The organism is Nocardioides caldifontis, from assembly GCF_008087345.1.
GTDB lineage: Bacteria > Actinomycetota > Actinomycetes > Propionibacteriales > Nocardioidaceae > Marmoricola_A > Marmoricola_A caldifontis.
This window is the reverse complement of record NZ_ML701736.1, coordinates 201,435-224,097: the sequence shown is the minus strand read 5'-3', so window position 1 is coordinate 224,097 and position 22,663 is coordinate 201,435. Positions and strand designations below refer to the sequence as shown.

Here is a 22,663-nt window from a genome sequence, read left to right as displayed (position 1 = left end):
TCGGGGCTCAGGGCAGCTCGTCGACGATCTCGGCCACGGTGCGCAGCCGTCCGGTGTAGAACGGCACCTCCTCGCGCACGTGGCGCCGCGCCGCCGAGCCACGGAGGTGGCGCATCAGGTCGACGATGCGGTGCAGCTCGTCGGCCTCGAACGCGAGCATCCACTCGTAGTCACCGAGGGCGAACGACGCGACGGTGTTGGCCCGCACGTCGGCGTAGCCGCGCGCCATCTGGCCGTGCTCGGCGAGCAGCGCGCGCCGCTCCTCGTCGGGGAGGAGGTACCACTCGTAGGAGCGGACGAACGGGTAGACGCAGACGTACTGCCGGACGTGCTCGTCGGCGAGGAACGCCGGGATGTGGCTGCGGTTGAACTCGGCCGGCCGGTGCAACGCCATCTGCGACCACACCGGGTCGAGCCGCTTCCCGAAGGCCGTGCGACGGAGCCGGTGGTAGAGCTGCTGGAGGTCGTCGGAGGACTCCGCGTGCGACCACACCATGAGGTCGGCGTCGGCCCGCAGCCCCGCCACGTCGTACACCCCGCGGACGGTCACCGTGCCGCCCATCTCGTCGAAGAGCTTCTCGACCTCGCGCGCCTCGGCGCCCCGGTCGGCGTCGCCGAGCGGCTCGCGGAGGTGGAACACCGACCACATCGTGTAGCGGATGGTGTCGTTGAGGTCCTTCGCGATCTTGCCGCGGTTGGCGATGCGCTCCTGCGGGGGCTGGCTCTCGGTGCTGCTGGGGGTGCTCTCGGTCATGGGTCCATCCTCTCGTGGGCCGGTGACGGGGTGGTCGTGGGGAGCCGGTCGAGCACCTCGCGGGCGGCGCGCTGGCCGGAGGCGATGCAGGCCGGGATGCCGAGCCCGTCGTACGCCGCCCCGCAGACGGCGAGACCGGGCACCTCGGCGACGGAGGCGCGGATGCGGCGGACCCGGTCGGGGTGGCCGACGGCGTACTGCGGCAGCCCGCCGCCCCAGCGCTGCACGTGGTGGTCGACGGGCGCCGCCCGGAGCCCGACGGCGGCACCGAGGTCCGCGACCGACGCGGCTACCAGCTCCTCGTCGGGCACCTGCAGCGCGGCCTCCTCGCGGTGCCGGCCGATCGAGGTGCGCACGAGCACGAGCTCCTCGGACGCGGCGTCGACCCAGCCCCACTTTCGGAACGCGAAGGTGGACGCCTTGATCCGGCGGCCGTCGACCGGCGGCACGAGGAACCCGGAGCCGGCGACGCCGGGGAAGTCCGTGCGGCGGAACGCCGTCGTGACGACTGCCATCGAGGCGTACTCGATCGCGTCGAGGTCGGTGCTCGCCGCGGGCGCCACGTCGCGGAGCAGCCGGGCCGACGGCGCTGCGGGGACCGCGACCACCACCGCGTCGGCCTCGACGACCTCGGGGGCCGGGACCGGTCCGGTCACCAGCCGCCACCGGCCGCCCTCGATCCGTTCGAGCGCACGGACCGTCGTGCCGGTGCGGACGTCGAGGTTGCGCGCCACCGCGGCCGGGAGCTGGCCCACTCCCCCGGCCAGTCCGGCGAACACCGGGGTGCTGTCGTCCGGTGGGGAGACCGCGGCGGACGCGGCGCGGAGCAGCCGACCGTGCTCGCGAAGCTTTGCGACGAGCTGCGGAGCGGCCGCACCCGCGGAGATCTCGCGGGCGTGGCCCGCGTAGACGCCGCCGAGCAGCGGCTCGACGAGCCGGTCGACCACCTCGGCACCGCAGCGCCGCTCGACGAGGTCGCCGATGCTGACGTCCTCCTCGGGGCGGTACGGCGGCAGCACCGTGTCCAGGAGCGCGCGTGCCCTCCCGGCGCGGGACAGCACCGCCGCGTCGGCGACGACGCGGGGGCCGGCCGGCACCCCGAGCAGGGAGCGCGGGAGCCGGTGCAGCGCTCCGCGGGACCAGACCGTCGCCGCGATCGTGGCCGGGTGGACGATCCGGTCGGCGAGCCCCGCCGACCTCGCGAGCGCGACGGCCTCCGGCCGCCGGTTGAGCATCGACTCCGCGCCGACGTCGAGGGTGACGCCCCCGACCTCAGCGAGCCTCAGCTTCCCGCCGACCCGGTCGGCGGCGTCGAGCACGACCACCTCGACGTCGGGTCGGGCCTCGCGCACGGCGCGTGCTGCGGCGAGCCCGGCGATGCCTGCTCCGACGACGGCGACCCGAGGCACGGACGGTGCGTTCACGCCCTCCACTCTCGCTCACCGCCGGACCCGGGAGGAACCGCGCGGCCGTCTGTTGCGTCACACCGCCGAACCGGCAGGACGAGTGGAAGCAGGTGGCGGCGATGGCTGGGGTGCGGAGGATCGGCAGGACAGGACGGACCCGGCGGCTCCTCGCCGGCGTCGCCGTCGGCGCAGCCCTGGTGCTCGCCGGCTGCTCGGAGGCGCCCGGGAGCGGGGCCGCGGACGCCGGCGGGAGCGCGGCCGAGGCTCCCGCGGCCTCGGAGGGCAGCGACGTCGAGCGTTCGGGCGGCAGCCCGGTGCGGGACCAGGACGGCGGGACGGCCGGCCGCACGGCGGTGCAGACCCGGCAGGTGATCTCGATCGGCACGGTCACCCTCGAGGCGGACGACCTCGCCGAGGTGCGCAGCGGGCTCGACCGGCTGCTCGGCCGCTACGGCGGCTTCGTCGCCGACGAGGAGACCTCCAACGACGAGGAGGGCGCGACGCAGCGCTCGGTGCTGACCCTGCGCGTCCCTTCCCGCCACTTCGAGACGGTGATGGGCGCCTTCGACGAGCTGGCCACGGTGATCGACACCGGCCGCGAGGCCACGGACGTGACCACCGAGGTCATCGACGTCGCCTCCCGCATCCGCACCCAAGAGGTCAGCCTCGACCGGCTGCGCGGCTTCCTCGGCCGGGCCACCGACGTCAACGCGATGATCCGGCTCGAGTCGGAGATCGCCCGGCGCGAGTCCGACCTGGCGTCGCTGCGGGCGCAGCAGGAGTACCTCGACGACCAGACCTCCCTGGCCACCATCACCGTGACGATGGCGACGCCGGACGAGGCCGACCGGCCGGAGGAGGACCCGCTCGAGGACGCCGGCTTCCTCGCCGGGCTGGACGGCGGGTGGAACGCCCTCGTCGACGTGCTCGTCGTGCTCGCCACCGTGGTCGGGGCGCTGGTGCCGTTCGCGCTGGTGCTCGGCGTGCTCGGCGTACCGCTCCTGGTGTGGCTGCGGACCGCCCGGCGGCGGCGGGTCGTCCGTGCGGGATCGGCGGACGGCGCGGCCTGACCCGGGACTCCCCCCACGAAACTGGTGCTCCCCACAGGTTGCGGTCGATGGGGAGCACCGGTTTCCCATGCCACCCTGGGAAACCGCGGAAACCGGGTCAGCGGGTGCTGTGCTCGTGGACGAAGTCGGTCAGCCGCGCCAGCTGGTCGGGGTCGGTCGAGGGCAGGACGCCGTGGCCGAGGTTGAAGATGTGGCCCGGTGCCGCCTTGCCGGCCTCGAGCACCTCGGCGGCCCTGCCGAGCATCACCTCGGTCGGGGCGAAGACCAGGGAGGGGTCCAGGTTCCCCTGGACCGCGCGGCCGCCGGCCCGGCGCACCCCCTCCTCGAGCGGGACGCGCCAGTCGACGCCGACCACGTCGGCGCCCGCCTCGCCCATCAGCCCGAGCAGCTCGCCGGTGCCGACGCCGAAGTGGATCCGGGGGACGCCGAGCTCGCCGGCGGCGGTCAGCACGGAGGCGGAGTACGGCATCACGTGCTCGCGGTAGTCCCGGGGGCTCGTCGCACCGGCCCAGGAGTCGAAGAGCTGGACGGCGGAGGCGCCCGCCTCCACCTGCACCCTGAGGTACGCCGCCGCGATGCCGGCGATCTTGCGCATCAGCGCGTCCCACACGTCGGGGGCGCCGTACATCATCGCCTTGGTCCGGGCGTGCTCCTTCGACGGCCCGCCCTCCACCAGGTACGACGCCACGGTGAACGGCGCCCCGGCGAACCCGATGAGCGGGATGCCGCCGAGCTCGGAGACCAGCTGGCGCACCGACTCGGTGATGAACGGGACGTGGTCGGGGGTGAGGTCGGGGATCGCCTCGACGTCGGCGAGCGTCTCGACCGGCTTCGCGACGACCGGGCCGATCCCCGGCTTGATGTCGAGGTCGACACCGACGGCCTTGAGCGGCAGCACGATGTCGGAGAAGAAGATGGCGGCGTCGACGCCGTACCTGCGCACCGGCTGGAGGGTGATCTCGGTGACCAGGTCGGGGCGCATGCAGGACTCGAGCATCGCGACCCCCTCACGGACCTTGCGGTACTCCGGCAGCGACCGCCCGGCCTGGCGCATGAACCAGACGGGGGTGTGCGGCACCGGCTCACCACGGGCCGCCTTGAGGAAGGCGGAGTCGGCGAGCTGGTCGGAGGGCAGGGGTCGGGTCACGGCGTCATCCTCCCAGAGCGCCCCACCCCCCGGCGCCGCGTGTCGGTACCCCCGTGAGCGACGCCACGCCTACGCTGACCTCATGGCCACACGCCACCAGCCCCGTGTGGACGCGTCCGCCCCTCCCGAGGAGTTCCGGGAGGCGGTCGCGCGGATGCGGGCCGCCCGCTTCCGTCCCGAGGTGCTGTGCGAGGAGATGCCCGCACCGCAGCGCATCGCGCCCTACGCGGCCGCGTTGTCCGCGGACGTCACCGTCGACGGCGAGGACACGGGGACCGGCCGCATCGTGCTCCTCCACGACCCGGCCGGCAACGACGCGTGGAGCGGCACGTTCCGCTGCGTCGCCTACGCCCGCGCCGAGCTCACCACCGAGTTCGCGATGGACCCGTTCCTCTCCGCCGTCGCCTGGACCTGGCTGATGGAGGCGCTCGAGGCGCACTCGGCGGAGTTCGTGGCCCCGTCCGGCACGGTCACGAAGGTGACCTCGGAGAGCTTCGGCGGGATGGCCGAGGACGGCGGCAGCGCCCAGCTCGAGATCCGTGCCTCCTGGACCCCGGTCGGCGACGTCGCCCCGCACGTCGAGGCGTGGGGCGAGCTGCTCTGCACGGCCGTGGGGCTGGAGCCCGTGCCCGAAGGCGTGACCGCGCTCCCGAGCCGCCGCGGTCAGCGCGGCGAGCGATGAGGGAGGAGTCCGGGCCGTCGGAGGGTGACGACGCACCCGAGGAGGGGCAACCGGCCGCCCCGCCTGCACCGCTGCTGGAGCTGAGCGACGGACTCCCCCCGATCATCGACACCCCCGAGGCCCTCGCCGAGGCGGTCGACGCCCTCGCCTCCGGCACCGGACCGGTCGCGATCGACGCCGAGCGGGCCTCCGGGTACCGCTACTCAGCCCGCGCCTACCTCGTGCAGCTGCGCCGCGAAGGGGCCGGCACCGCGCTCGTCGACCCGATCGCCTTCGACGACCTCGGCTCCCTGGCCGAGGCGCTGGAGGGCACCGAATGGATCCTGCACGCCGCCAGCCAGGACCTCCCGTGCCTCGCCGAGCTCGGGCTCCGACCGACCACGCTGTTCGACACCGAGCTGGCGGGACGGCTGCTCGGCTACCCCCGCGTCGGGCTCGCCACCCTGGTGGAGGAGATCCTCGGGCGGCGGCTCCGCAAGGAGCACTCGGCGGTCGACTGGTCGACCCGGCCGCTGCCGACGCCCTGGCTGGAGTACGCCGCCCTCGACGTCGAGCCGCTCGTCGCGCTCCGCGACGCGTTGCAGGCACAGCTGGTCGAGGCCGACAAGTGGGAGTGGGCCCGCCAGGAGTTCGAGCACCTCCTCGACCTCCCGGCCCCGGAGCCCCGTCCGGAGCCCTGGCGCCGGACCTCCGGGCTGCACCGCGTGCGGGGGCGCCGCGCCCTCGCCTCGGTCCGCGCGCTCTGGGAGGCCCGCGACGAGATCGCCGCGCAGCGCGACGTCACCCCCGGCCGGATCATCCCCGACTCGGCGATCGTCGAGGCCGCGACGGCGAGCCCGAAGGACCGGGCCGGGCTCCTCGCGCTGCGCGGGTTCCACGGCCGCGGTGCCCACCGCTACGCCGGCACCTGGGTCAGCGCACTGCGCGCCGCCCGCGAGCTGCCCGACTCCGCTCTCCCCCAGGCCGCCGCGCGGTACGACGGTCCTCCTCCGCCACGCACCTGGGCCGAGAAGGACCCCGCGGCAGCGGCGCGGCTCTCCCAGGCCCGCGGGCAGCTGACCGAGCTCGCCGAGGAGCTCGACCTCCCCGTCGAGAACCTGCTGACCCCCGACTACGTGCGCCGCGTGCTCTGGCAGCCTCCGAACCCGGCCGACGAGACGGCCGTCCGCGAGACCCTGCGCTCCTTCGGCGCGCGCCCCTGGCAGATCGACCTCACCGCGGCGATCCTGGCCGAGGCCGTCGCGGACCACCCCGGCGACACCGCGGCAGGCTGAGCCGCCCGGGGGCGGGCTCGCTCCGGCTCACTCCGGCTCGGCCAGGATCCCCTCGGAGCCCTCGTCGAGCCTGACCAGCCGGTCCTCGAGCGACCCCTCGAGGTCGATCCGTGGCCGGCTCCACAGCCGCTGCACCAGCCGCTCGACACGGACCACGACGTCGTCCCAGCGGACGGCGAACGGCATCGGGTCGCTGCGGCGGATCGCGGTGGCGAAGACGTGGCTGTTCCGCGGCTGCAGCTCCGGCTCGGTGAACGCCTCGTCGTGGACGGCGTCGAGCCCGCTGGGCACGATCACCCCCGAGGAGGCCGCGATCTCCGACCCCTCCGGGCCGACGGCGTGCGCGATGAGGTCGGCGCCGACGGACACGTTGTCCGAGTCGGCGTTGAGGCACCAGCCGGTCATCAGCGAGACCGACCGGGACCGGCCGAGGCTGGGCAGCGGGAGGACGTCGAACTGCAGCCCGGAGGTCTCCCGGAGCTCGGGCAGGTCGGCGCGGGTGCCGACGAACATCCCCAGCTCGCCGTCGGCGAACATGCCCGGGGCGCCGCGGTCGTCGAGGTCGCGCAGCCGCGGCGCGATCGAGGAGTCGCGCGCCAGCGACGCGGCCTCGGTGAGGGCCCGGCGAGCATCGTCGGAGGCCAGGGTCAGGCTGTCGGGGTCGAGGACGTCGTCGACGACGTCGCCACCGGCCGAGCGGACCAGGGCGGTGACGAGCTCGACGGTCGGCGGGAGGTAGACGCCCTTCACCGGACCGGGGCCGTCGACGGAGGCGACGTTGCGCGCGACCTGGGTGAACTCCTCCCAGGTCCACGAGGCGTCCTCCTCGTCCGGGAGCGGCGGCGGCTCGTCGAGCGGCGAGGCCTCGTCGACCAGGTCGGTGTTGACGTAGACGACCAGCGGCGAGACGTCGGCGGGCATGCACTGGAGCCGCGAGTTGGCGCTGAACGCGGTGAGGGCGACCCGCTGGTAGTCGTCGCCGAACTCCAGGTCGCGCTCCTCGAGCAGCGTGTCGACCGGCTCCAGCCCACCGGTGAGCACCAGCTCGGCGAGGTAGCGGTCGTCGGCGAGGAAGACGTCGAGGTCGGCGTTGAAGTCGAGGGCCGCGAGCGCGCCGTCGGCCGCCGCGCGGGCGTCCTCGAACACCGTCACCTCGACCTCGACCTCGGGGTGCTCGGCGGTGAACGAGTCGACGATGTCCTGGTAGGCGGCGACCTTCCGGCGCTCGCCGAAGACCCCGACGTCGAGCGACGACGGGGTCGCGGTCTCGGAGGGCGACGGCGTCGCGGAGGTCGTGGCGGTGGTGGGCTCCGGCTCGGGGTCGTCCCCACCGGTGCAACCGCTCAGGGCCGCACCCATCGTCACCAGCGCGAGCACCCCCGCCAGCCTGCGCGCCGCTGCCACCTTGCCCTCCTCGTCATCGGCCGTCGGGGTCGTGGTGCCGCAGCACCGTGGACGGGCGGCACGTGGGCCCCACCGTATCGGTCCCACCCGCCCGGGACCGCCGTAGGCTTGCCGAATGGCCGAGCCCCTCCGCCACCACCGACCCGCGCTGCCCGGCGCCGCCCACTTCGAGGCGATCGTGGGCGACGTCGACCCCATGGCGCGCAGCGAGGCGGCCGACCGGCTGGCCACGCTCCTGGTCCGCGGCCCACGCACCGAGGGCGACAGCGAGGTGGTCGAGCGGATCGTCCGGCTCGCCGACAGCGAGGGGCTCGACGAGATCGCCGCGCTGTGGTCGAGCGCGCCGCCCGGCTCGCTCGCCGGCGCGCTGTGGCGGCTCTACCTGCTCCGCGCCTGGGTGTACGCCGACCCCGAGACCGCGGCTCGCGAGTTCGACCTGGGGCGCACCCACGTGCCCGTGCACGAGGTGGTGGCCGGGGTGACCGACCCGCCTCGCCCCGAGGACGTCCGGAGGCTGGCCGACACGGTCCTGCGGGGCGTGCGGGTCGGCGACTTCGCGGACGCGTTGTTCCGGGCGGCCGCCTTCACCCGGGTGGCCGCGGCCGGTCGGGCCCGCGTCGACCACGGGCCGGAGTCGTCGTACCCCAGCGACATCTCGGCGTCGCGGCTGATGACGATGGCCGAGCAGCTCGAGTCCGCGGCACGGCTCGAGCTCGAGGGCCGGCTCGGCTGAGCGGTCTACACTGGTCGACGCGTCGGGCCGCGGCAGCCCCGGGTCCCACAAGAAGCCGCTACGAGCGGCCACGCGCCGTGAGGCGCTCCCGGTCCGGCGCCCCTACTTCCGGGCCTGCCGTGTCGGCATGACCACGGTGGCGGCCACCCCCGCGTGGTCCGAGGGCCAGAGCCCGGTCCCCGTGCGGTCCTCCGGCTCGGCCCCGAAGCGGTGGCACTCCTCCACCGCGAGCCCGCGCACCCACACGTAGTCGATGCGCTGGTGCAGCCACGACTCCTCGTTGCGCAGGTCCGCCGCCTGCCCCGACGTCACCCCGGCGGGGTCCTCGGTGCCGTGGCCTGCCGCCACCCAGGCGTCGACGAGCCCGGCGGGCATCCCGACACGGTCCGGTGGCGCGTTGAAGTCGCCGACCAGGACCGTGGGCGTGCCGTCGCCGGGGAGCAGCGCCACCAGCTCGTCGCGCTGCACGTCGCGCGACCCCTCGTCATGGGCCTCGGTGTGCGTGGTCGCGAACACCAGCTCGCCGCCCCCGGCCACCCGGCACCGTGCGGCGCACCATCCGCGGCCGATCGCGAGCTCGGTCTCGCCCATCGCGGTCAGCCGGAGCGCCTCGCGGAACCGGCCGGTCGACGTCGACACCACCTCGACCCGGGCGCCGCGCCGCCGAAGCACCGCGTTGCTGCCGGTCAGGCCGAGCCGGACGGGCGCACCGTCGAGCTCGAGGGTGCCCGAGCCGGAGAACGTCGGGTCGGCCACCACCACGTCGTACGGCTCGCCGAGGCCGGCCAGCGCCCCGGTGAGGAGCTCGGCGAAGTCCCACAGCAGCGCGCCGTCGACCTCCCACCGGCACACCTCCTGCAGCCCGACGAGGTCGAGCCGCTGGTCGACGAGGAGCCGCGCCACGGCGTCCACCCGGCCGGGGAACGCCGTCGCCTCGAGCTGCCGGCGGACCTCCTCGCGGTTCGCCGCGATCTCCGCCGGGGTCCGGTCCCCGAGGAGCAGGAGCAGGTCCGCTCCGAGGTAGAGGTTGTAGGTGCCGACCCGCAGCCCCGTCGCTCCCCCTGCAGCGCCGCCTGCTCCCTCGCCCACGCGGGAAGCGTATGCCCCGCACAGGCCCGCCCGCGTAGGGTCGCGCCGTGAGCGAGTGGACGCCGGAGCGCGACGGGCTGCCCGATCCGGGCGAGGTGGTGTGGACCTGGGTCGCCTACGACGACGACCCGACCCAGGGCAAGGACCGCCCGGTCCTGGTGCTCTCGCGCGCACCGGGCGGCCTGCTGCGCTGCCTCCAGCTGAGCAGCCAGGACCACGACCTCGACGCCGCGGACGAGGCGCGGTGGGGCCGGTACTGGATGGACATCGGCTCCGGCGGCTGGGACTCCTCGGGACGGCCGAGCGAGGTGCGGCTCGACCGTCTCCTGCTCCTGCCCGAGGACGAGGTACGACGGGAGGGTGCGGCGCTCGACCGCCCGGTGTTCGAGGCCGTCGTGGTGGCCGCCCGGGAGCACCACCCCGAGGTGTGACCCCGCGGGTCAGGCGGCGGCGAGCGCCTTCCTGATCCGCGCGTCCGACACCGGCTCGGGCGTGCCGAGCTGCTGCGCCCACAGGCTCACGCGGAGCTCCTCGAGCATCCACCGCACCCGGCGCAGCGCCAGCGGCTCCGGGGTGCCGTCCGGGAGCGCCTCGACCCGGTGCAGGTAGCTCTCCTGGAGAGGCAGCACCTGGTCCATCAGCGCCCGGTCGCGGTTCAGTGCCTGCACGCCGCCGGAGAGCAGCCGCTCGTGGCGGTGGCGCACGGCGGCGAGGTAGCGCGGGAGGTGGCGCAGCCGGTCCGCCCCGGTGTCGGCGACGAAGCCGCGCCCCACCAGCCGCGCCACCTGGGCGCGCATGTCGGTCATCGCCGGCAGCAGCGGCAGGTCGACCGAGCCGGTGAGGAGCCGGTCGGTCTGCCGCCAGGCGTCCAGCACGCGCAGGACCCCGTCGAGCACCTCCGCGGCGGCCCGGGGCAGGTCGGGGCGGCACGCCGCGACCAACCGGTCGAACGCCTCCTCGTCGCGGACCGGCCCGCCGTTCCGGTCCATCAGCGCCTCCACCGCCGCCAGCACGCAGTCGTCGAGCAGCTCGCGCACCCCGGGGTACGGCGACCCGGCGAGCTGGAGCTTCCGCTGGTTGTCCCACCCCTCGGTGAGCCGGCCGGCCGGGCTCGGCAGGGCGAGGTGCAGGAGCCGGCGTACGCCCAGGCGGTGGGCCGCTTCCTGCTCCGCGGCGCTGCCGAAGACCCGGAGCCCGACCGTGGCGCCCTCGTCGAGCAGCGCCGGGTAGCCCTTCACCTGGTGCCCTGCCCGGGTCTGCTCGAACGACTCCTCGACGGTCCCGAACGTCCAGCCGCGCTGCCCGGTGCTGGTCCGATCGGCGGCGGCATCGGTGAGCGCCTCGGCGAACCGCTCCTCGAGCGGCACCTTCAGCGCTGCGAGCTCCTTGCCCTCGGAGACGAGCGAACCGTCCTCGTCGACGACCCGGTAGGTCGGCCGCAGGTGCGCGGGCACCTTCGACCAGTCCCAGGCCTCGCGCGGCACGACGACACCGGTGCGCGAGCGTAGGTGGCGCTCGAGCGCGTCGAGCAGCGGCTCCCGCCCCGGCGGCACGGTCGCCAGGAACTCCTTCGCGAAATTCGGTGCGGGGACGAAGCTGACGCGCAGCTGCTTCGGCAGGGAGCGCAGGAGCGCCACCACCAGCTCCTCCCGCAGCCCGGGGACCTGCCACGACACCACGTCGTCCGGGACCTGGTTGAGCGCCGCGAGCGGCACCTCCACGGTGAGCCCGTCCTCGGCAGCACCCGGCTCGAAGTGGTAGCTCAGCGGCAGCGCGAGATCGCCCTCCTGCCACACATCGGGGTAGTCCTGTTGCCGCACGTCGCCGGCCGCTTCGTTGACGAGCATCGCCGGGTCGAAGGTGAGCAGGTCGGGCTTGCGCTGGCGGGCCCGCTTCCACCAGCTGTCGAAGTGGGCGCCCGAGACCACCTCCTCTCCGACCCGGGCGTCGTAGAAGTCGAACAGCGTGTGCTCGTCGACGACGATGTCCCGGCGGCGGGCCCGGTGCTCGAGCTCCTCGGCCTCCTCGAGCAGGGCACGGTTCTCCCGGAAGAACCGGTGGTTGGTCTGCCACTCGCCGTAGACCAGGGCATGGCGGATGAACAGCTCGCGGGCGGTCTCGCGGTCGACCTTCCCGTAGTTGACCAGCCGGTCGGCGACGAGGGGGACGCCGTACAGCGTGACGCGCTCGTAGGCCATGACGGCGGCGCGCTTGCGCGACCAGTGCGGCTCGGAGTAGCTGCGCTTCACCAGGTGTGCACCGAGCCGCTCCGCCCACTCCGGCTCGATCGCGGCGTTGGTGCGCGCGTAGAGCCGGGAGGTCTCGACGAGCTCCGCGGCCATCACGAGCTGCGGCTGCTTCCGGAAGAGCCCCGACCCCGGGAAGATCGAGAAACGGGTGCCGCGCGCGCCGAGATAATCGCGCTTCTCAGGGTCCCGCAGTCCGACGTGCGACAGCAGCCCGGACAGCAGCGCCTGGTGGACGCCGTCCTCGTCGACCTGCTCCGCCGACCCGCCGCCGGTGGTCGAGCTCGTCGAGACCCGCATCCCGAGCTGCTTGGCGGTGTGCCGCAGCTGCGACTCGAGCTCCTGCCACTCGCGGATCCGGAGGTAGTTCAGGTGCTCGGCCCGGCACATCCTCCGGAAGGAGCTCGAGCTCTTCTCGCGCTGCTCGGTGCGCACGTGGCGCCAGAGGTTGAGCAGCGTGAGGAAGTCCGAGCGCGGGTGCTTGAACCGGGCGTGCAGCTGGTCGGCCTGCGCCTGCTGGTCGACCGGTCGCTCGCGCGGGTCCTGGACCGAGAGCGCGGCCGCGAGCACGAGCACCTCGCGGAGGACGCCGAGCCGGTCCGCCTCGAGGATCATCCGGGCGAGCCGCGGGTCGACCGGGAGGGTGACGAGCCGGCGGCCGACCGTGGTGAGCCGGGGACGTGCGCCGCGCTCCCCCGGCTGCAGGGCGCCGAGCTCCTCGAGCAGCTGCACGCCCGCGTTCACCTGGCGGCTGTCCGGCGGGTCGACGAACGGGAACCGTGCGACGTCGCCCAGCCCGAGCGCCGTCATCTGCAGGATCACCGAGGCCAGGTTGGTCCGCAGGATCTCGGGGTCGGTGAACTCGGGGCGGGAGAGGAAGTCCTCCTCGGAGTAGAGCCGGATCGCGATGCCCGCCTCCACCCGGCCGCAGCGGCCGGAGCGCTGCTGGGCGGAGGCCTGGCTGATCGGCTCGATCGGCAGCCGCTGCACCTTCGTACGGGCGGAGTAGCGGGAGATCCTGGCGACGCCGGTGTCGACGACGTACCGGATCCCCGGGACGGTGAGGCTGGTCTCGGCGACGTTCGTCGCGAGCACGATGCGGCGTCGCGTGTGGCGCTGGAAGACCCTGTGCTGCTCGGCGGCGGAGAGCCGGGCGAACAAGGGCACGACCTCCGGCTCCTCGCGGCCCCACCGCACGCCCGCGAGCGCGTCGGCGGTGTCGCGGATCTCGCGCTCACCCGGGAGGAAGACCAGGATGTCGCCCGGCCCCTCGGCGACCAGCTCCTGGCAGGCGGCGACGATCGCCTCGGTCTGGTCACGGACGACCGGCTCGCCCTCCTCGTCGTCGTACGGCTCCTCGATCAGTGGCCGGTAGCGGAGCTCGACCGGGTAGGTGCGTCCTGAGACCTCGATGACGGGTGCGGGCTTGCCGTCCCCGTCGGCGAAGTGCTCGGCGAACCGCTGCGGGTCGATGGTGGCGGAGGTGATGACCAGCTTGAGGTCGGGCCGCTTCGGCAGCAGCTGCTTCAGGTAGCCGAGCAGGAAGTCGATGTTGAGGCTCCGCTCGTGGGCCTCGTCGATGATGATCGTGTCGTAGCGCTCGAGCCGCCGGTCGTGCTGGAGCTCGGCGAGCAGGATGCCGTCGGTCATCAGCTTCACGAGCGTGTCGGGGCCGGCCTGGTCGGTGAACCGCACCTGGTAGCCGACGACCCCGCCGTGCTCGACACCGAGCTCCTCGGCGATCCGCTCCGAGACGCTGCGTGCCGCGATGCGGCGGGGCTGGGTGTGGCCCACGAGACCGCTGATCCCACGGCCCGCCTCGAGACACATCTTCGGCAGCTGGGTCGTCTTGCCCGAGCCGGTCTCGCCCGCCACCACGACCACCTGGTGGCGCCTGATCGCCTCGACGATCTCCTCGCGCCGCGCGGCGACCGGCAGCTCTTCGGGGTAGGTCAGCTCGGGGACGAGCGAGGCCCGGCGGGCGACCTCCTCGGGCGGGAGCGCGCGCGACCGCTCGCGCCCGTCGCGGCCACGTCGGCGGCCACGGTTCCGGCGCGGCGCGCGCCTGAGCTGCTCGGCCTCGGACATGACCGACCCAGCCTACGGGGCCAGGATCAGGAAGCGCGGACTAGCGGTCGCGCTCGCGCGAGAGCGGCGGCCAGATCTCGTCGGTGGTCCCCGCGGTGTAGAGCGTCGCCGGGCGGCCGCGACCCCCGGCGGTCTGGTAGCCGGTGTCCTCGAGCAGCCCCGGCACACCGGTGACCTTGCGCTGGAAGTTGCCCGGGTCGAGGGGGCGGTCCCAGACGATCTCGTAGACCCGCCGGAGCTCGGCGACGGTGAACTCCTCGCCGAGGAACAGCGTCGCGCGGCCGGTGCGCTCGAGGTCGGCACGGAGCCGGTCCACGGCGTCGCGCAGGATCGTGGCGTGGTCGAAGGCGAGCCGCCGCGGCTCGAGCAGCTCCTCGACCGGCGCCCACCGCGTGTCGGCGGCGTCGTCGCCCGCCTGCAGCGCGACGTCCGCGGGCAGCACCGTCAGCCAGGCGATCGAGATCGTGCGGTGCCGCGGGTCCCGACGGGGCGCGGTGTAGACACCCACCTGTTCCAGCACCAGCTTGCGTGCGTCGACACCGGTCTCCTCGCGCAGCTCGCGCCGCGCCGCCTTCTCGACGTCCTCCATCTCGTCGACGAAGCCGCCGGGCAGCGCCCACCGTCCGCGGTGCGGGGCGGAACCCCGCTTCACCACCAGCGCGCACAGCTGGTCGTCCTGCAGGCTGAAGGCGACGACGTCGGCGGTGAGGTACACGAACGGGAACTCGGAGGTGTAGGCCACGAGGGCGAGTCTATCTTGTCGGTTTGACAACACCAGCGACGCCGACGAGGGTGGCCGCGACCATCTCCAGCAGCGCGTCGCGAGCGATGCCGCGGTCGTCGTCGAGCCACGACAGCACGGTGTCCTCGACCATCGCGCTCCAGCCACGCACCAGCAGCCGCAGCTCCGGTCCGTCGACGAGCCCGAGCCCGGCGAGCACGTCGCGGCCGGCGTGGTCGAAGATGCGGTCGGTCAGCGCGCCCCTGGCCTCCTCGTAGATCCGGCGGAACTCCTCGTCGCCGGCAGCGGCCGCGCGTACGAACGAGACGTAGGCGACCCGGTTCTCGGTCACGAAGTCGAGGTACGCCGCGAGCGAGGTGACGAGCTGGGACAGCGGGTCACCGTCGCTCGGCGGCGCGGTGATCGCGACGACCTGGTCGGCCATCCGGCGCAGCACGGCCAGGTGGAACTCCCGCTTGCCGGCGAAGTAGTGGTACAGCAGCCCGCGCGAGATGCCCGCCTCGTCGGCGAGGACGTCGATCGAGAGGTCCTCGAGCCGGCGCCCCGACAGCAGCGTCACGCCGAGGTCGAGCAGCTGCTCGCGACGGCTCTCGGGCGACAGCCGGATGCGTGTGGCGCTCATGACAGCGGATTCTACTGAACTTCGTTCAACACGCTATTGACGGCCATTCAATAGCCTTCCTACGCTGGCAACCATGACCTCCACGGCACCCACCAGCAGCGCACCCCTGCCCGGACCCGAGCTCCCCCGCCACGTGCGGGTGCTCGTCGTGGGCGCGGGATTCGGCGGGCTCGCGACCGCGATCCGTCTCCAGGAGAGCGGCGTGCGCGACTTCCTCGTCGTCGAGCGCGGCGACGACGTCGGCGGCACGTGGCGCGACAACACCTACCCGGGTGCGGCGTGCGACGTCCCCTCCCAGCTGTACTCCTACTCGTTCGCCCCCAACCCGCACTGGTCGCGGTCGTTCTCGCCGCAGCCGGAGATCCAGCGCTACATCCAGCGGGTCGCAGAGGACTCCGGCACCCTCGACCGGTTCCGCTTCCGCACAAACGTCGAGGAGCTGGTCTGGGACGAGGCGGCGCACCAATGGGACGTGCACACCTCCGCGGGCGACCTCACCGCCGACGTGGTGGTCTCGGCGGCCGGGGCGCTGTCCGACCCGAAGGACCCCGACATCCCGGGGTTCGACTCGTTCGAGGGCGAGGTCTTCCACTCCGCCCGCTGGAACCACGGCTACGACCTGACCGGCAAGCGGGTCGCGGTCATCGGCACCGGCGCGTCCGCGATCCAGATCGTGCCGGAGATCGCGCCGGAGGTCGCCCGGCTCGACGTCTACCAACGCACCGCGCCCTGGGTGATCCCCCGGCACGACCGCGACTACACCGGGGTCGAGAAGGCGGCGTTCCGTTCCCTGCCCGCGGTGCAGAAGCTCTACCGCACCGCGATCTACTGGGGCCGGGAGATGTACGTGCCGGCGTTCACGCGCATGCCTTCGCTGGCCTGGCCCGCGAAGCAGATGGCGCTCTCCAACATCCGCCGCGGGATCAAGGACCCCGAGCTGCGCCGCAAGGTGACGCCGGACTACCGGATCGGCTGCAAGCGGATCCTGATCTCGAACACGTGGTACCCCGCGCTCGACCGCGACAACGTCGAGCTCGTGACCGACGGCATCGCCGAGCTGACGCCGACGGGCATCGTGACGAAGGACGGCACGGCGCGCGACGTCGACGCGGTCATCGTGGCGACCGGCTTCCACACCACCGACCTGCCCATCGCGGAGCACATCCGCGGTCGCGGCGGCGTGACGCTCTCCGACCACTTCGCCGAGCACGGCATGCAGGCCTACAAGGGCACCACGGTCAACGGGTTCCCCAACCTGTTCTTCGTCGTCGGGCCGAACACCGGGCTCGGCCACTCGAGCATGGTGTTCATGATCGAGTCGCAGACGGCGTACGTCGTCGACGCGGTGCGCACCATGGAGGAGTGCGGGGCCGCCAGCGTCGAGCCACGCGCCGAGGTGCAGCGCGCGTTCGTCGAGGAGCTCCAGGAGCGCATGCAGCGCACGGTGTGGAACGCGGGTGGCTGCGCGAGCTGGTACCTCGACAGCCACGGCCGCAACGTCACGCTGTGGCCGCGCGCCACGTTCACGTTCCGCCGGCTGCTGGCGTCCTTCGACGCCGACGCCTACGACCTCGTGCCCCGCGACCAGGTGCGCGTCCGACCACCGCGGGCCGAGGAGCTCGAGCCCCAGGAGGTCGGCGCGTGAGCAACCCGCTCCTCCTCCAGGACAAGGTTCTCGTCATCACCGGCGCCGCCTCCGGCATCGGCCGCGCGCTCGCCGTCGACGCGGCACGACGTGGCGCCGTCCCGGCGATCTCGGACGTCGACGTCACCGGGCTCGAGGAGACCGCCCGGCTGGTCGAGCAGGCGACGGACCGGAGGCCGCACGTCGAGAAGCTCGACGTGCGCGACCGCGACGCCTGGCACTCCTACGCGTCCTCGGTGGTCGCGGAGCTCGGCCGCGCCGACGTGATCGTCAACAACGCCGGCGTGGCGCTCAGCGGCGACGTCGACAAGGTCTCCGAGGAGCAGTTCCGCTTCCTCGTCGACGTCGACTTCTGGGGGGTCGTGCACGGCACGCAGGCGTTCCTCCCCCACGTCATCGCCTCCGGCGACGGCCACGTCGTCAACATCTCGAGCCTCTTCGGGCTGCTGTCGGTGCCGGGCCAGTCGGCGTACAACGCCGCCAAGTTCGCGGTCCGCGGCTTCACCGAGTCGCTGCGCCAGGAGATGCTCGTGGCCGGCCACCCCGTCCAGGTGCACTGCGTGCACCCGGGCGGGATCAAGACGGCGATCGCCCGCAACGCGGCCGCCGCGGAGGGGGTCGACCAGCAGGGCAACGCCGACTTCTTCGACCGCAAGCTCGCCAGGACCTCGCCGGAGAAGGCGGCCCGGGTGATCCTGGACGGCATGCTGGCAGGTCGACCGCGCATCCTCGTGGGTGCGGACGCCAGGGTGCTCGACGCCTTCGTCCGGCTGACCGGCTCCGGCTACCAGCGGGTGGTGGCACGGGTGATGCGCGGCCGCATGGGGGCTGTCAGCCACTGACCGGCGCGGCCTCGTCGTCGTCGCCGGGCGGCGCCATCTCGGCCCGGACCCCGAGCAGCCGGACCTTGCGGGTGTGGTCGAGCCGGCCCACCAGCTCGACGGCGGCGTCGGCGATCACCGACGCATCCGACGTCGGCCCCGGGAGGGTGAGGCTCCGCTGCCGGGTCTCGAACGGCGTGTACCTGACCTTCACCCCGACCCGGACCGCCGGTCTCCCCTCGGACGTGATGTCCTCGGTGACCTGCGCCGCCAGCCGCCGGGCAGCCGCCGCGACCTCGCTCCAGTCGTCGAGGTCCCTCTGGAAGGTCTCCTCGCGCCCGTGGGCGCGCGGCACCCACGGCGTGGGGTCCACCGGGGAGGAGTCGACGCCGCGGCCGAGCCGGCGGTACCAGGGCCCCATGGTCGGGCCGAGCACCTCGGCCAGCGAGCGGGTGTCGGCCTCGGCGAGCTCCCGCACGGTGCGGATCCCCAGCCCGGCCAACCGGGCGGCGGTCTTGGGGCCGATGCCCCACAGCGCGGTCGTGGGCCGCTCCCCCATCACCTCGAACCACTGATCCGAGGAGAGCCTGCCGACCCCGCGCGGCTTGCCGAACGAGGTGGCGATCTTCGCCTGCAGCTTGTTGTCCCCGATGCCGACCGAGGAGTGCAGCCGGGTCACCTCGAGCACGCGGGCCCGGATCGCACGGGCGAGCTCCTCCGGATCGTCGCGGTCGGTGCCGACGAACGCCTCGTCCCAGCCCAGCACCTCGACCGGCTCGCCGAACGAGCGGAGCACGGCCATCACCTCCTCGCTCGCCGCCTCGTAGGCCGGCTTGTCGACGGGGAGGAAGACGGCGTCGGGGATCTTCCGCGCGGCGGTGCGCAAGGGCATGCCGGAGCCCACGCCGTGCTCGCGGGCGGCGTACGACGCGGTGGCGACCACGCCGCGCTCGGTGGGGTCGCCCCGGCCCCCGACGACCACCGGGAGCCCCGCCAGCTCGGGGCGGCGCAGCACCTCCACGGCGGCGATGAACTCGTCGAGGTCGACGTGGAGGACCCAGCGGGTCGGCGGACGCGGGGCCGGCGGCCGCTCGTGACGTCCGGGTGCCATGACCCGATCCTGCCGTACCGCGGCGCTAGGTTGGCCCGATGAGCAACCCACTCGTCCTCGTCGTCGGCGCCGGGCCGGGGGTCAGCGGCTCGGTCGCGCGCGCCTGGGGGCGGCGCGGCCACGAGGTGGCACTGATCGGGCTCGACATCGAGCAGCTGACCGAGCTCGGCGAGGAGCTCAAGGCCGACGGGACCCCTGCCGGCTGGACCGACGCGGACGTCACCGACGCCGACTCGCTCGTCGCCGCGGTCGACCGCCTCGTCGGTTACAGCGGCCGGCTCGACGTGCTGCACTTCAACCCGAGCGCCTACCGCGAGGCGACGCCGCTCGAGCTGACGGTCCCCGACCTGCTCGCCGACGTCGCGCTCGGTGTCGGTGCGCTCCTCACCGCCGTGCAGGCCGCACGGCCGTTCATGGGCCCAGGCGGCCGGATCACCGCCACCGGCAGCATCGCCGCCGACCGCCCCTCCCACCGGGCCGCCTCCCTGGGCGTGCAGAAGGCGGCGCTGCGCAACCTCGTGCACAGCATCGACGCCACGCTCGCGCCGGACGGGATCCGGGCGGTCTCCCTGACCGTGGACGGCGTGCTGGACCGCGAGGACCCGACGTCCCCGTTCCACCCGGACCGGGTCGCGGAGGCGCTGGTCGCCGCGGCGGAGCAGGACGAGGCCGGCTGGCGCAGCGAGCTCGTCCACTCCCGCCGGGCGGGCTCCTAGAGCTGGGTGAGCGCGAAGACCACGACGACCGCGACGAGCAGCAGCCCGACGAGGTAGATCCAGAGCGTCGACACGTGCCGCTCGTCCGCGACGCGGCCCTCCACCTCGGCCACGGCGTGCTCGCCGTGCCGCTCCCGGAGCGCTGCCTGCGCCGACTCCAGGTAGTCGTCGACGGCGCGCAGCTCGTACCGCCGCCCCCACCGGGAGACCTTGAACCGCGCGTCGGCCACCTCGTACGGCGCCATGTCCGGCGGGTCGTGGCGGAGCGACCGGCGCAGCCCGTCGACGAACTCGTCGACCTCGTCGGCGGCGTACCCCTCCCGGAGGAACCGGCACCCGGGGAGCTCGAGATGGTCGTCGACCGTCCCCGGCCTGCTCTCAGTCACCCTTGGATTGTGGTGCATCGGACGGCGGGCCGGGGTCACCGGGGGCGAGTGGCGGGATCGCGTCGGTCGAGGCGAGCGGGTGCATCCCGGTCAGCCGGAGCAGGTCGGCCACCGACGAGCGCAGCTGGGCGAGCATCACCTCCGCGGTGAGCGTCCTGCTCCGCTCGACCCGCGCGGTGGCCTCGGCGAGCGCGATCAGCGCCGGTTGGTGCAGCTCGAGCCGGGCGTCCCCGCGCAGCCGTTCGGCGACCGCGTCGACCTCGTCGGCGAGCCGCCGGCAGAGCTCCAGGTAGGAGGCCGGGACCGGCTCGCCGCGGTGGGCCGCGACGGCGGCACGACGGACCAGCACCCGGGTGTTGCGGATCGCCAGGTCGAGCGGCTCGACCAGCTCGACCATCCTGCGCACGTGGCCGCGCTGACGGAACCGGAACGGCGAGGAGCGCACGATCTCCACGCCCTCGTCGGCCGCCTGCCGCAGCTCCTCGATCAGCAGGTCGGTGGAGCGCGCGTCCTCGAGCACCGACAATGCCGCTTCGACGTCGCGCTCCTCGACCGCCTTCGCGGCACTCCGCAGCAGCGACGCCATCTTGAGCAGCACCTTGCCCGCCTGCTCGCTGGGGCGGCGCAGTGGCGCACCCGGCACGAGGGTGGCCGCCACGAGCGCCACCGCGCCGCCGATCAGCGCGTCGGTCCACCGGAGCAGGGCCTGCCCCGGGGCCGGGACGAGGGCCGCCACGACGATCGACTGCACCGCCGCCTGCGTCACCAGCAGCCTGCCGGTGTCGAGGAGGATCGCCGTCGACATCGACAGCGCCACGATCAGCGTCATCTGCCAGCCGCCGTTGCCGAGCGCGAGCACGAGGAGGTCGGCGATGAAGACCCCGATGGCGACGCCGAGGGTCACCTCGGCGACGCGGCGCTGCCGCTGGCCGTAGGACATCCCGAGGGTGACGACGGCGACGACCGGCGCGAAGAACGGGGTGGGGTGGCCGAACACGTCGCGGGCGAGGGTCCAGGCGATCCCGGCGGCGATCGAGGCCTGGGCGACCAGCCACCCCTTCGCGCGGAGCCGGGCCACGCGGGCGCGGACGGAGAGCCGACCACGGGAGAACAGCCGGTCCCACGACGGCGCCGCTCGACCGGCCCCTGCCCCGGCCCGTGCCGTGGCCCTCCCCTGCTGCATGGCGCCATCGTTCCCGACTGGCGCGTCCCGACGCACGCCCTGGCGCCGACGCATCACTGGGGGCAGGCTGGGCAGGCTGGGGCGAGACCGGCGGACGGAAGGGGCCGAGATGGTGCAGCCGATGGACCCGACGGCACAAGGGTTCATGCTGGCGGAGTCGCGGAACACGCCGATGCACGTCGGGGGGCTGCAGCTCTTCGAGCTGCCCGACGGCGCAGGTCCGGAGTGGGCGCGGGAGTTCTACGAGGAGTCCCTGCAGTGCGACGACATCCGGCCGCTGTTCCTCAAGCGGCCCTACCGGTCGAAGACGCTCGGCGGGGCCTGGGCGTGGAAGCACGACGACCAGTTCGACCTCGAGTACCACGTCCGGCACAGCGCCCTCCCTGCACCGGGCCGGGTGCGCGAGCTGCTGGAGCTGGTCAGCCGGGTCCACGGGACCCGGCTCGCGCTCGAGCGCCCGCTGTGGGAGCTCTACCTGATCGAGGGCATGGAGGACGGCCGGGTCGCGATCTACACCAAGCTCCACCACGCGCTGGTCGACGGCGTCTCGGCGATGCGGCTGCTCCAGGACACCCTGAGCACCGACCCCGACGAGCGCACGCCCCCGGCGTGGGCCGCGCGGCCCCGCCCGGAGCGCCGCCCCGAGGACGACCCCGACCACGGCGCGCTCAGCGAACGGCTGGCCGAGCTGCCGCTGGAAGCGGTCCGCACCGCGCTCGCGATCAGCTCCGAGGCCGCCGGGCTCCCCGCGGCGCTGCTGCGGACCCTCAACCGCGGCATCCGCGACGAGACCGCGCCGCTGTCCCTCCACGCCCCACGGAGCATCCTCAACCGGCCGATCACGGGTGCTCGCCGGTTCGCCGCGCAGCACTGGCCGATCGAGCGGATCAAGGCGGTCGCGAAGGCGAGCGACACCACGATCAACGACGTCGTCCTCGCGATGTGCAGCGGAGCGCTGCGCCACTACCTGGACGAGCTCGACGCGCTCCCCGACCAGTCGCTGGTCGCGATGGTCCCGGTCAGCCTCAAGCTCGCTGACGCCCACACCGCCTCCTCGGAGGGCGGCAACGCGGTCGGGACGCTCATGGTCAAGCTCGGCACGCAGCTCGCGGACCCCGCGGCGCGGCTGGAGGCGATCAACCGCTCCGTGATCGCGGGCAAGGACGCGCTGGCGCAGATGACGCCCGCGCAGATCGTCGCGATGAGCGGGATCGGGGTCTCGCCGGTCGTGCTCCTCCCCATGCTGCGGATGCAGGGGCTCACCCGGCCGCCGTTCAACCTGGTGATCTCGAACGTCCCCGGGCCACGTCAGCCGCTCTACCTCCGCGGGGCGCACCTGACGGGGATGTACCCCCTGTCGATCCCGGTGCACGGGCAGGCGCTGAACATCACCTGCACGTCGTACGGCGGGATGATGAACTTCGGGCTCACCGGCTGCCGCCGCACCGCACCGAGCCTGCAGCGGCTGCTGACGCACCTCGACGACGAGCTGCTCGCGCTCGAGCAGGCGGCCGGCGTGGCCTGACCGCCCGCCGGCGTCACTC

Annotated in this window: 20 protein-coding genes; 9 read left to right on the top strand and 11 right to left on the bottom strand. The window is 73.9% G+C overall.

The window, feature by feature from the left end:
• Nucleotides 1-7 precede the first annotated feature (7 nt).
• Together hemQ and hemG are read right to left on the bottom strand one after the other, a co-directional pair.
• Complete coding sequence (hemQ, locus tag FIP57_RS03850) at nt 8-754, bottom strand: hydrogen peroxide-dependent heme synthase (RefSeq protein ID WP_148572162.1); 747 nt, start codon at nt 752-754, stop codon at nt 8-10.
• A complete protein-coding gene (gene hemG / locus FIP57_RS03845) occupies nt 751-2,178 on the bottom strand; it encodes a protoporphyrinogen oxidase (RefSeq protein ID WP_238993262.1) in 1,428 nt (475 codons plus the stop codon). Before hemG ends, hemQ begins: the two co-directional genes overlap by 4 nt.
• Before the next feature lie 101 nt (nt 2,179-2,279).
• Here hemG and FIP57_RS03840 point away from each other — a divergent pair, with 101 nt between their 5' ends.
• Entirely contained in the window at nt 2,280-3,230 is a 951-nt protein-coding gene (locus FIP57_RS03840) for a DUF4349 domain-containing protein (RefSeq protein ID WP_148572160.1), read from the top strand.
• A 97-nt stretch (nt 3,231-3,327) separates the two neighbouring features.
• Here FIP57_RS03840 and hemE read toward each other — a convergent pair whose 3' ends face one another.
• Nucleotides 3,328-4,377 carry a uroporphyrinogen decarboxylase gene (gene hemE / locus FIP57_RS03835; protein WP_148572157.1) on the bottom strand — a complete coding sequence of 350 codons (1,050 nt, stop codon included), beginning with the start codon at nt 4,375-4,377 and terminating at the stop codon, nt 3,328-3,330.
• Nucleotides 4,378-4,459: 82 nt separating this feature from the next.
• Here hemE and FIP57_RS03830 point away from each other — a divergent pair, with 82 nt between their 5' ends.
• Both FIP57_RS03830 and FIP57_RS03825 read left to right on the top strand, forming a co-directional pair.
• The gene (locus FIP57_RS03830; protein ID WP_148572155.1) at nt 4,460-5,059 is read left to right on the top strand and encodes a DUF3000 domain-containing protein; all 600 of its coding nucleotides are present in this window, start codon (nt 4,460-4,462) and stop codon (nt 5,057-5,059) included.
• Nucleotides 5,056-6,333, top strand: coding sequence for a ribonuclease D (locus FIP57_RS03825; RefSeq protein WP_148572153.1), 1,278 nt, complete (start codon nt 5,056-5,058; stop codon nt 6,331-6,333). Before FIP57_RS03830 ends, FIP57_RS03825 begins: the two co-directional genes overlap by 4 nt.
• Before the next feature lie 27 nt (nt 6,334-6,360).
• On the opposite strand, the gene FIP57_RS03820 is transcribed toward FIP57_RS03825, so the two are convergent.
• A complete protein-coding gene (locus FIP57_RS03820; protein WP_162529671.1) occupies nt 6,361-7,737 on the bottom strand; it encodes an ABC transporter substrate-binding protein in 1,377 nt (458 codons plus the stop codon).
• A gap of 115 nt (nt 7,738-7,852) precedes the next feature.
• On the opposite strand from FIP57_RS03820, the gene FIP57_RS03815 reads away from it, so the two are divergent.
• Nucleotides 7,853-8,470 (top strand): hypothetical protein, encoded by a 618-nt coding sequence (locus FIP57_RS03815; protein ID WP_148572149.1) that lies wholly within the window; start codon nt 7,853-7,855, stop codon nt 8,468-8,470.
• Between the two features lie 102 nt (nt 8,471-8,572).
• On the opposite strand, the gene FIP57_RS03810 is transcribed toward FIP57_RS03815, so the two are convergent.
• A complete protein-coding gene (locus tag FIP57_RS03810) occupies nt 8,573-9,559 on the bottom strand; it encodes an endonuclease/exonuclease/phosphatase family protein (RefSeq protein ID WP_148572147.1) in 987 nt (328 codons plus the stop codon).
• Nucleotides 9,560-9,606: 47 nt separating this feature from the next.
• Between FIP57_RS03810 and FIP57_RS03805 the strand changes: the two genes are divergently transcribed.
• Complete coding sequence (locus tag FIP57_RS03805; protein ID WP_148572145.1) at nt 9,607-9,990, top strand: type II toxin-antitoxin system PemK/MazF family toxin; 384 nt, start codon at nt 9,607-9,609, stop codon at nt 9,988-9,990.
• A 9-nt stretch (nt 9,991-9,999) separates the two neighbouring features.
• On the opposite strand, the gene hrpA is transcribed toward FIP57_RS03805, so the two are convergent.
• The 3 genes from hrpA to FIP57_RS03790 are packed head-to-tail and all read right to left on the bottom strand — an operon-like array spanning nt 10,000 to nt 15,257.
• Complete coding sequence (gene hrpA / locus FIP57_RS03800; protein ID WP_148572143.1) at nt 10,000-13,893, bottom strand: ATP-dependent RNA helicase HrpA; 3,894 nt, start codon at nt 13,891-13,893, stop codon at nt 10,000-10,002.
• A 40-nt stretch (nt 13,894-13,933) separates the two neighbouring features.
• The gene (locus tag FIP57_RS03795; protein ID WP_238993261.1) at nt 13,934-14,635 is read right to left on the bottom strand and encodes an NUDIX hydrolase; all 702 of its coding nucleotides are present in this window, start codon (nt 14,633-14,635) and stop codon (nt 13,934-13,936) included.
• A 10-nt stretch (nt 14,636-14,645) separates the two neighbouring features.
• Nucleotides 14,646-15,257: a TetR/AcrR family transcriptional regulator gene (locus tag FIP57_RS03790; protein WP_148572141.1), complete on the bottom strand. Its 612-nt coding sequence runs from the start codon at nt 15,255-15,257 to the stop codon at nt 14,646-14,648.
• A 73-nt stretch (nt 15,258-15,330) separates the two neighbouring features.
• On the opposite strand from FIP57_RS03790, the gene FIP57_RS03785 reads away from it, so the two are divergent.
• Together FIP57_RS03785 and FIP57_RS03780 are read left to right on the top strand one after the other, a co-directional pair.
• Nucleotides 15,331-16,902 carry a flavin-containing monooxygenase gene (locus FIP57_RS03785; protein WP_148572139.1) on the top strand — a complete coding sequence of 524 codons (1,572 nt, stop codon included), beginning with the start codon at nt 15,331-15,333 and terminating at the stop codon, nt 16,900-16,902.
• Entirely contained in the window at nt 16,899-17,744 is an 846-nt protein-coding gene (locus FIP57_RS03780; RefSeq protein ID WP_148572138.1) for an SDR family NAD(P)-dependent oxidoreductase, read from the top strand. Before FIP57_RS03785 ends, FIP57_RS03780 begins: the two co-directional genes overlap by 4 nt.
• Here FIP57_RS03780 and FIP57_RS03775 read toward each other — a convergent pair.
• Nucleotides 17,734-18,834 (bottom strand): DNA polymerase IV, encoded by a 1,101-nt coding sequence (locus FIP57_RS03775; RefSeq protein WP_148572136.1) that lies wholly within the window; start codon nt 18,832-18,834, stop codon nt 17,734-17,736. The genes FIP57_RS03780 and FIP57_RS03775 overlap by 11 nt on opposite strands.
• Before the next feature lie 38 nt (nt 18,835-18,872).
• Here FIP57_RS03775 and FIP57_RS03770 point away from each other — a divergent pair, with 38 nt between their 5' ends.
• Nucleotides 18,873-19,550: an SDR family oxidoreductase gene (locus FIP57_RS03770; RefSeq protein WP_148572134.1), complete on the top strand. Its 678-nt coding sequence runs from the start codon at nt 18,873-18,875 to the stop codon at nt 19,548-19,550.
• Here the strand turns inward: FIP57_RS03770 and FIP57_RS03765 are convergent.
• On the bottom strand, nt 19,547-19,936 hold the full coding sequence (locus tag FIP57_RS03765) for a hypothetical protein (protein ID WP_148572132.1): 390 nt from the start codon (nt 19,934-19,936) through the stop codon (nt 19,547-19,549). The two genes, FIP57_RS03770 and FIP57_RS03765, sit on opposite strands and share 4 nt — an antisense overlap.
• A complete protein-coding gene (locus FIP57_RS03760) occupies nt 19,929-21,119 on the bottom strand; it encodes an FUSC family protein (protein WP_148572130.1) in 1,191 nt (396 codons plus the stop codon). Before FIP57_RS03760 ends, FIP57_RS03765 begins: the two co-directional genes overlap by 8 nt.
• 109 nt (nt 21,120-21,228) lie before the next feature.
• Here FIP57_RS03760 and FIP57_RS03755 point away from each other — a divergent pair, with 109 nt between their 5' ends.
• Nucleotides 21,229-22,644 carry a WS/DGAT/MGAT family O-acyltransferase gene (locus FIP57_RS03755; protein WP_148572128.1) on the top strand — a complete coding sequence of 472 codons (1,416 nt, stop codon included), beginning with the start codon at nt 21,229-21,231 and terminating at the stop codon, nt 22,642-22,644.
• The last annotated feature ends 19 nt before the right edge of the window (nt 22,645-22,663 follow it).

Bases quoted from the DNA above. Each gene is read 5' to 3' on its own strand.
- FIP57_RS03770 (WP_148572134.1), top strand. From the start codon at position 18,873: ATGAGCAACCCACTCGTCCTCGTCGTCGGCGCCGGGCCGGGGGTCAGC.
- FIP57_RS03815 (WP_148572149.1), top strand. From the start codon at position 7,853: ATGGCCGAGCCCCTCCGCCACCACCGACCCGCGCTGCCCGGCGCCGCC.
- FIP57_RS03775 (WP_148572136.1), bottom strand. From the start codon at position 18,834: ATGGCACCCGGACGTCACGAGCGGCCGCCGGCCCCGCGTCCGCCGACC.
- FIP57_RS03755 (WP_148572128.1), top strand. From the start codon at position 21,229: ATGGTGCAGCCGATGGACCCGACGGCACAAGGGTTCATGCTGGCGGAG.
- FIP57_RS03760 (WP_148572130.1), bottom strand. From the start codon at position 21,119: ATGCAGCAGGGGAGGGCCACGGCACGGGCCGGGGCAGGGGCCGGTCGA.
- FIP57_RS03840 (WP_148572160.1), top strand. From the start codon at position 2,280: ATGGCTGGGGTGCGGAGGATCGGCAGGACAGGACGGACCCGGCGGCTC.
- FIP57_RS03785 (WP_148572139.1), top strand. From the start codon at position 15,331: ATGACCTCCACGGCACCCACCAGCAGCGCACCCCTGCCCGGACCCGAG.
- FIP57_RS03830 (WP_148572155.1), top strand. From the start codon at position 4,460: ATGGCCACACGCCACCAGCCCCGTGTGGACGCGTCCGCCCCTCCCGAG.
- hemQ (WP_148572162.1), bottom strand. From the start codon at position 754: ATGACCGAGAGCACCCCCAGCAGCACCGAGAGCCAGCCCCCGCAGGAG.
- FIP57_RS03790 (WP_148572141.1), bottom strand. From the start codon at position 15,257: ATGAGCGCCACACGCATCCGGCTGTCGCCCGAGAGCCGTCGCGAGCAG.
- hrpA (WP_148572143.1), bottom strand. From the start codon at position 13,893: ATGTCCGAGGCCGAGCAGCTCAGGCGCGCGCCGCGCCGGAACCGTGGC.
- FIP57_RS03825 (WP_148572153.1), top strand. From the start codon at position 5,056: ATGAGGGAGGAGTCCGGGCCGTCGGAGGGTGACGACGCACCCGAGGAG.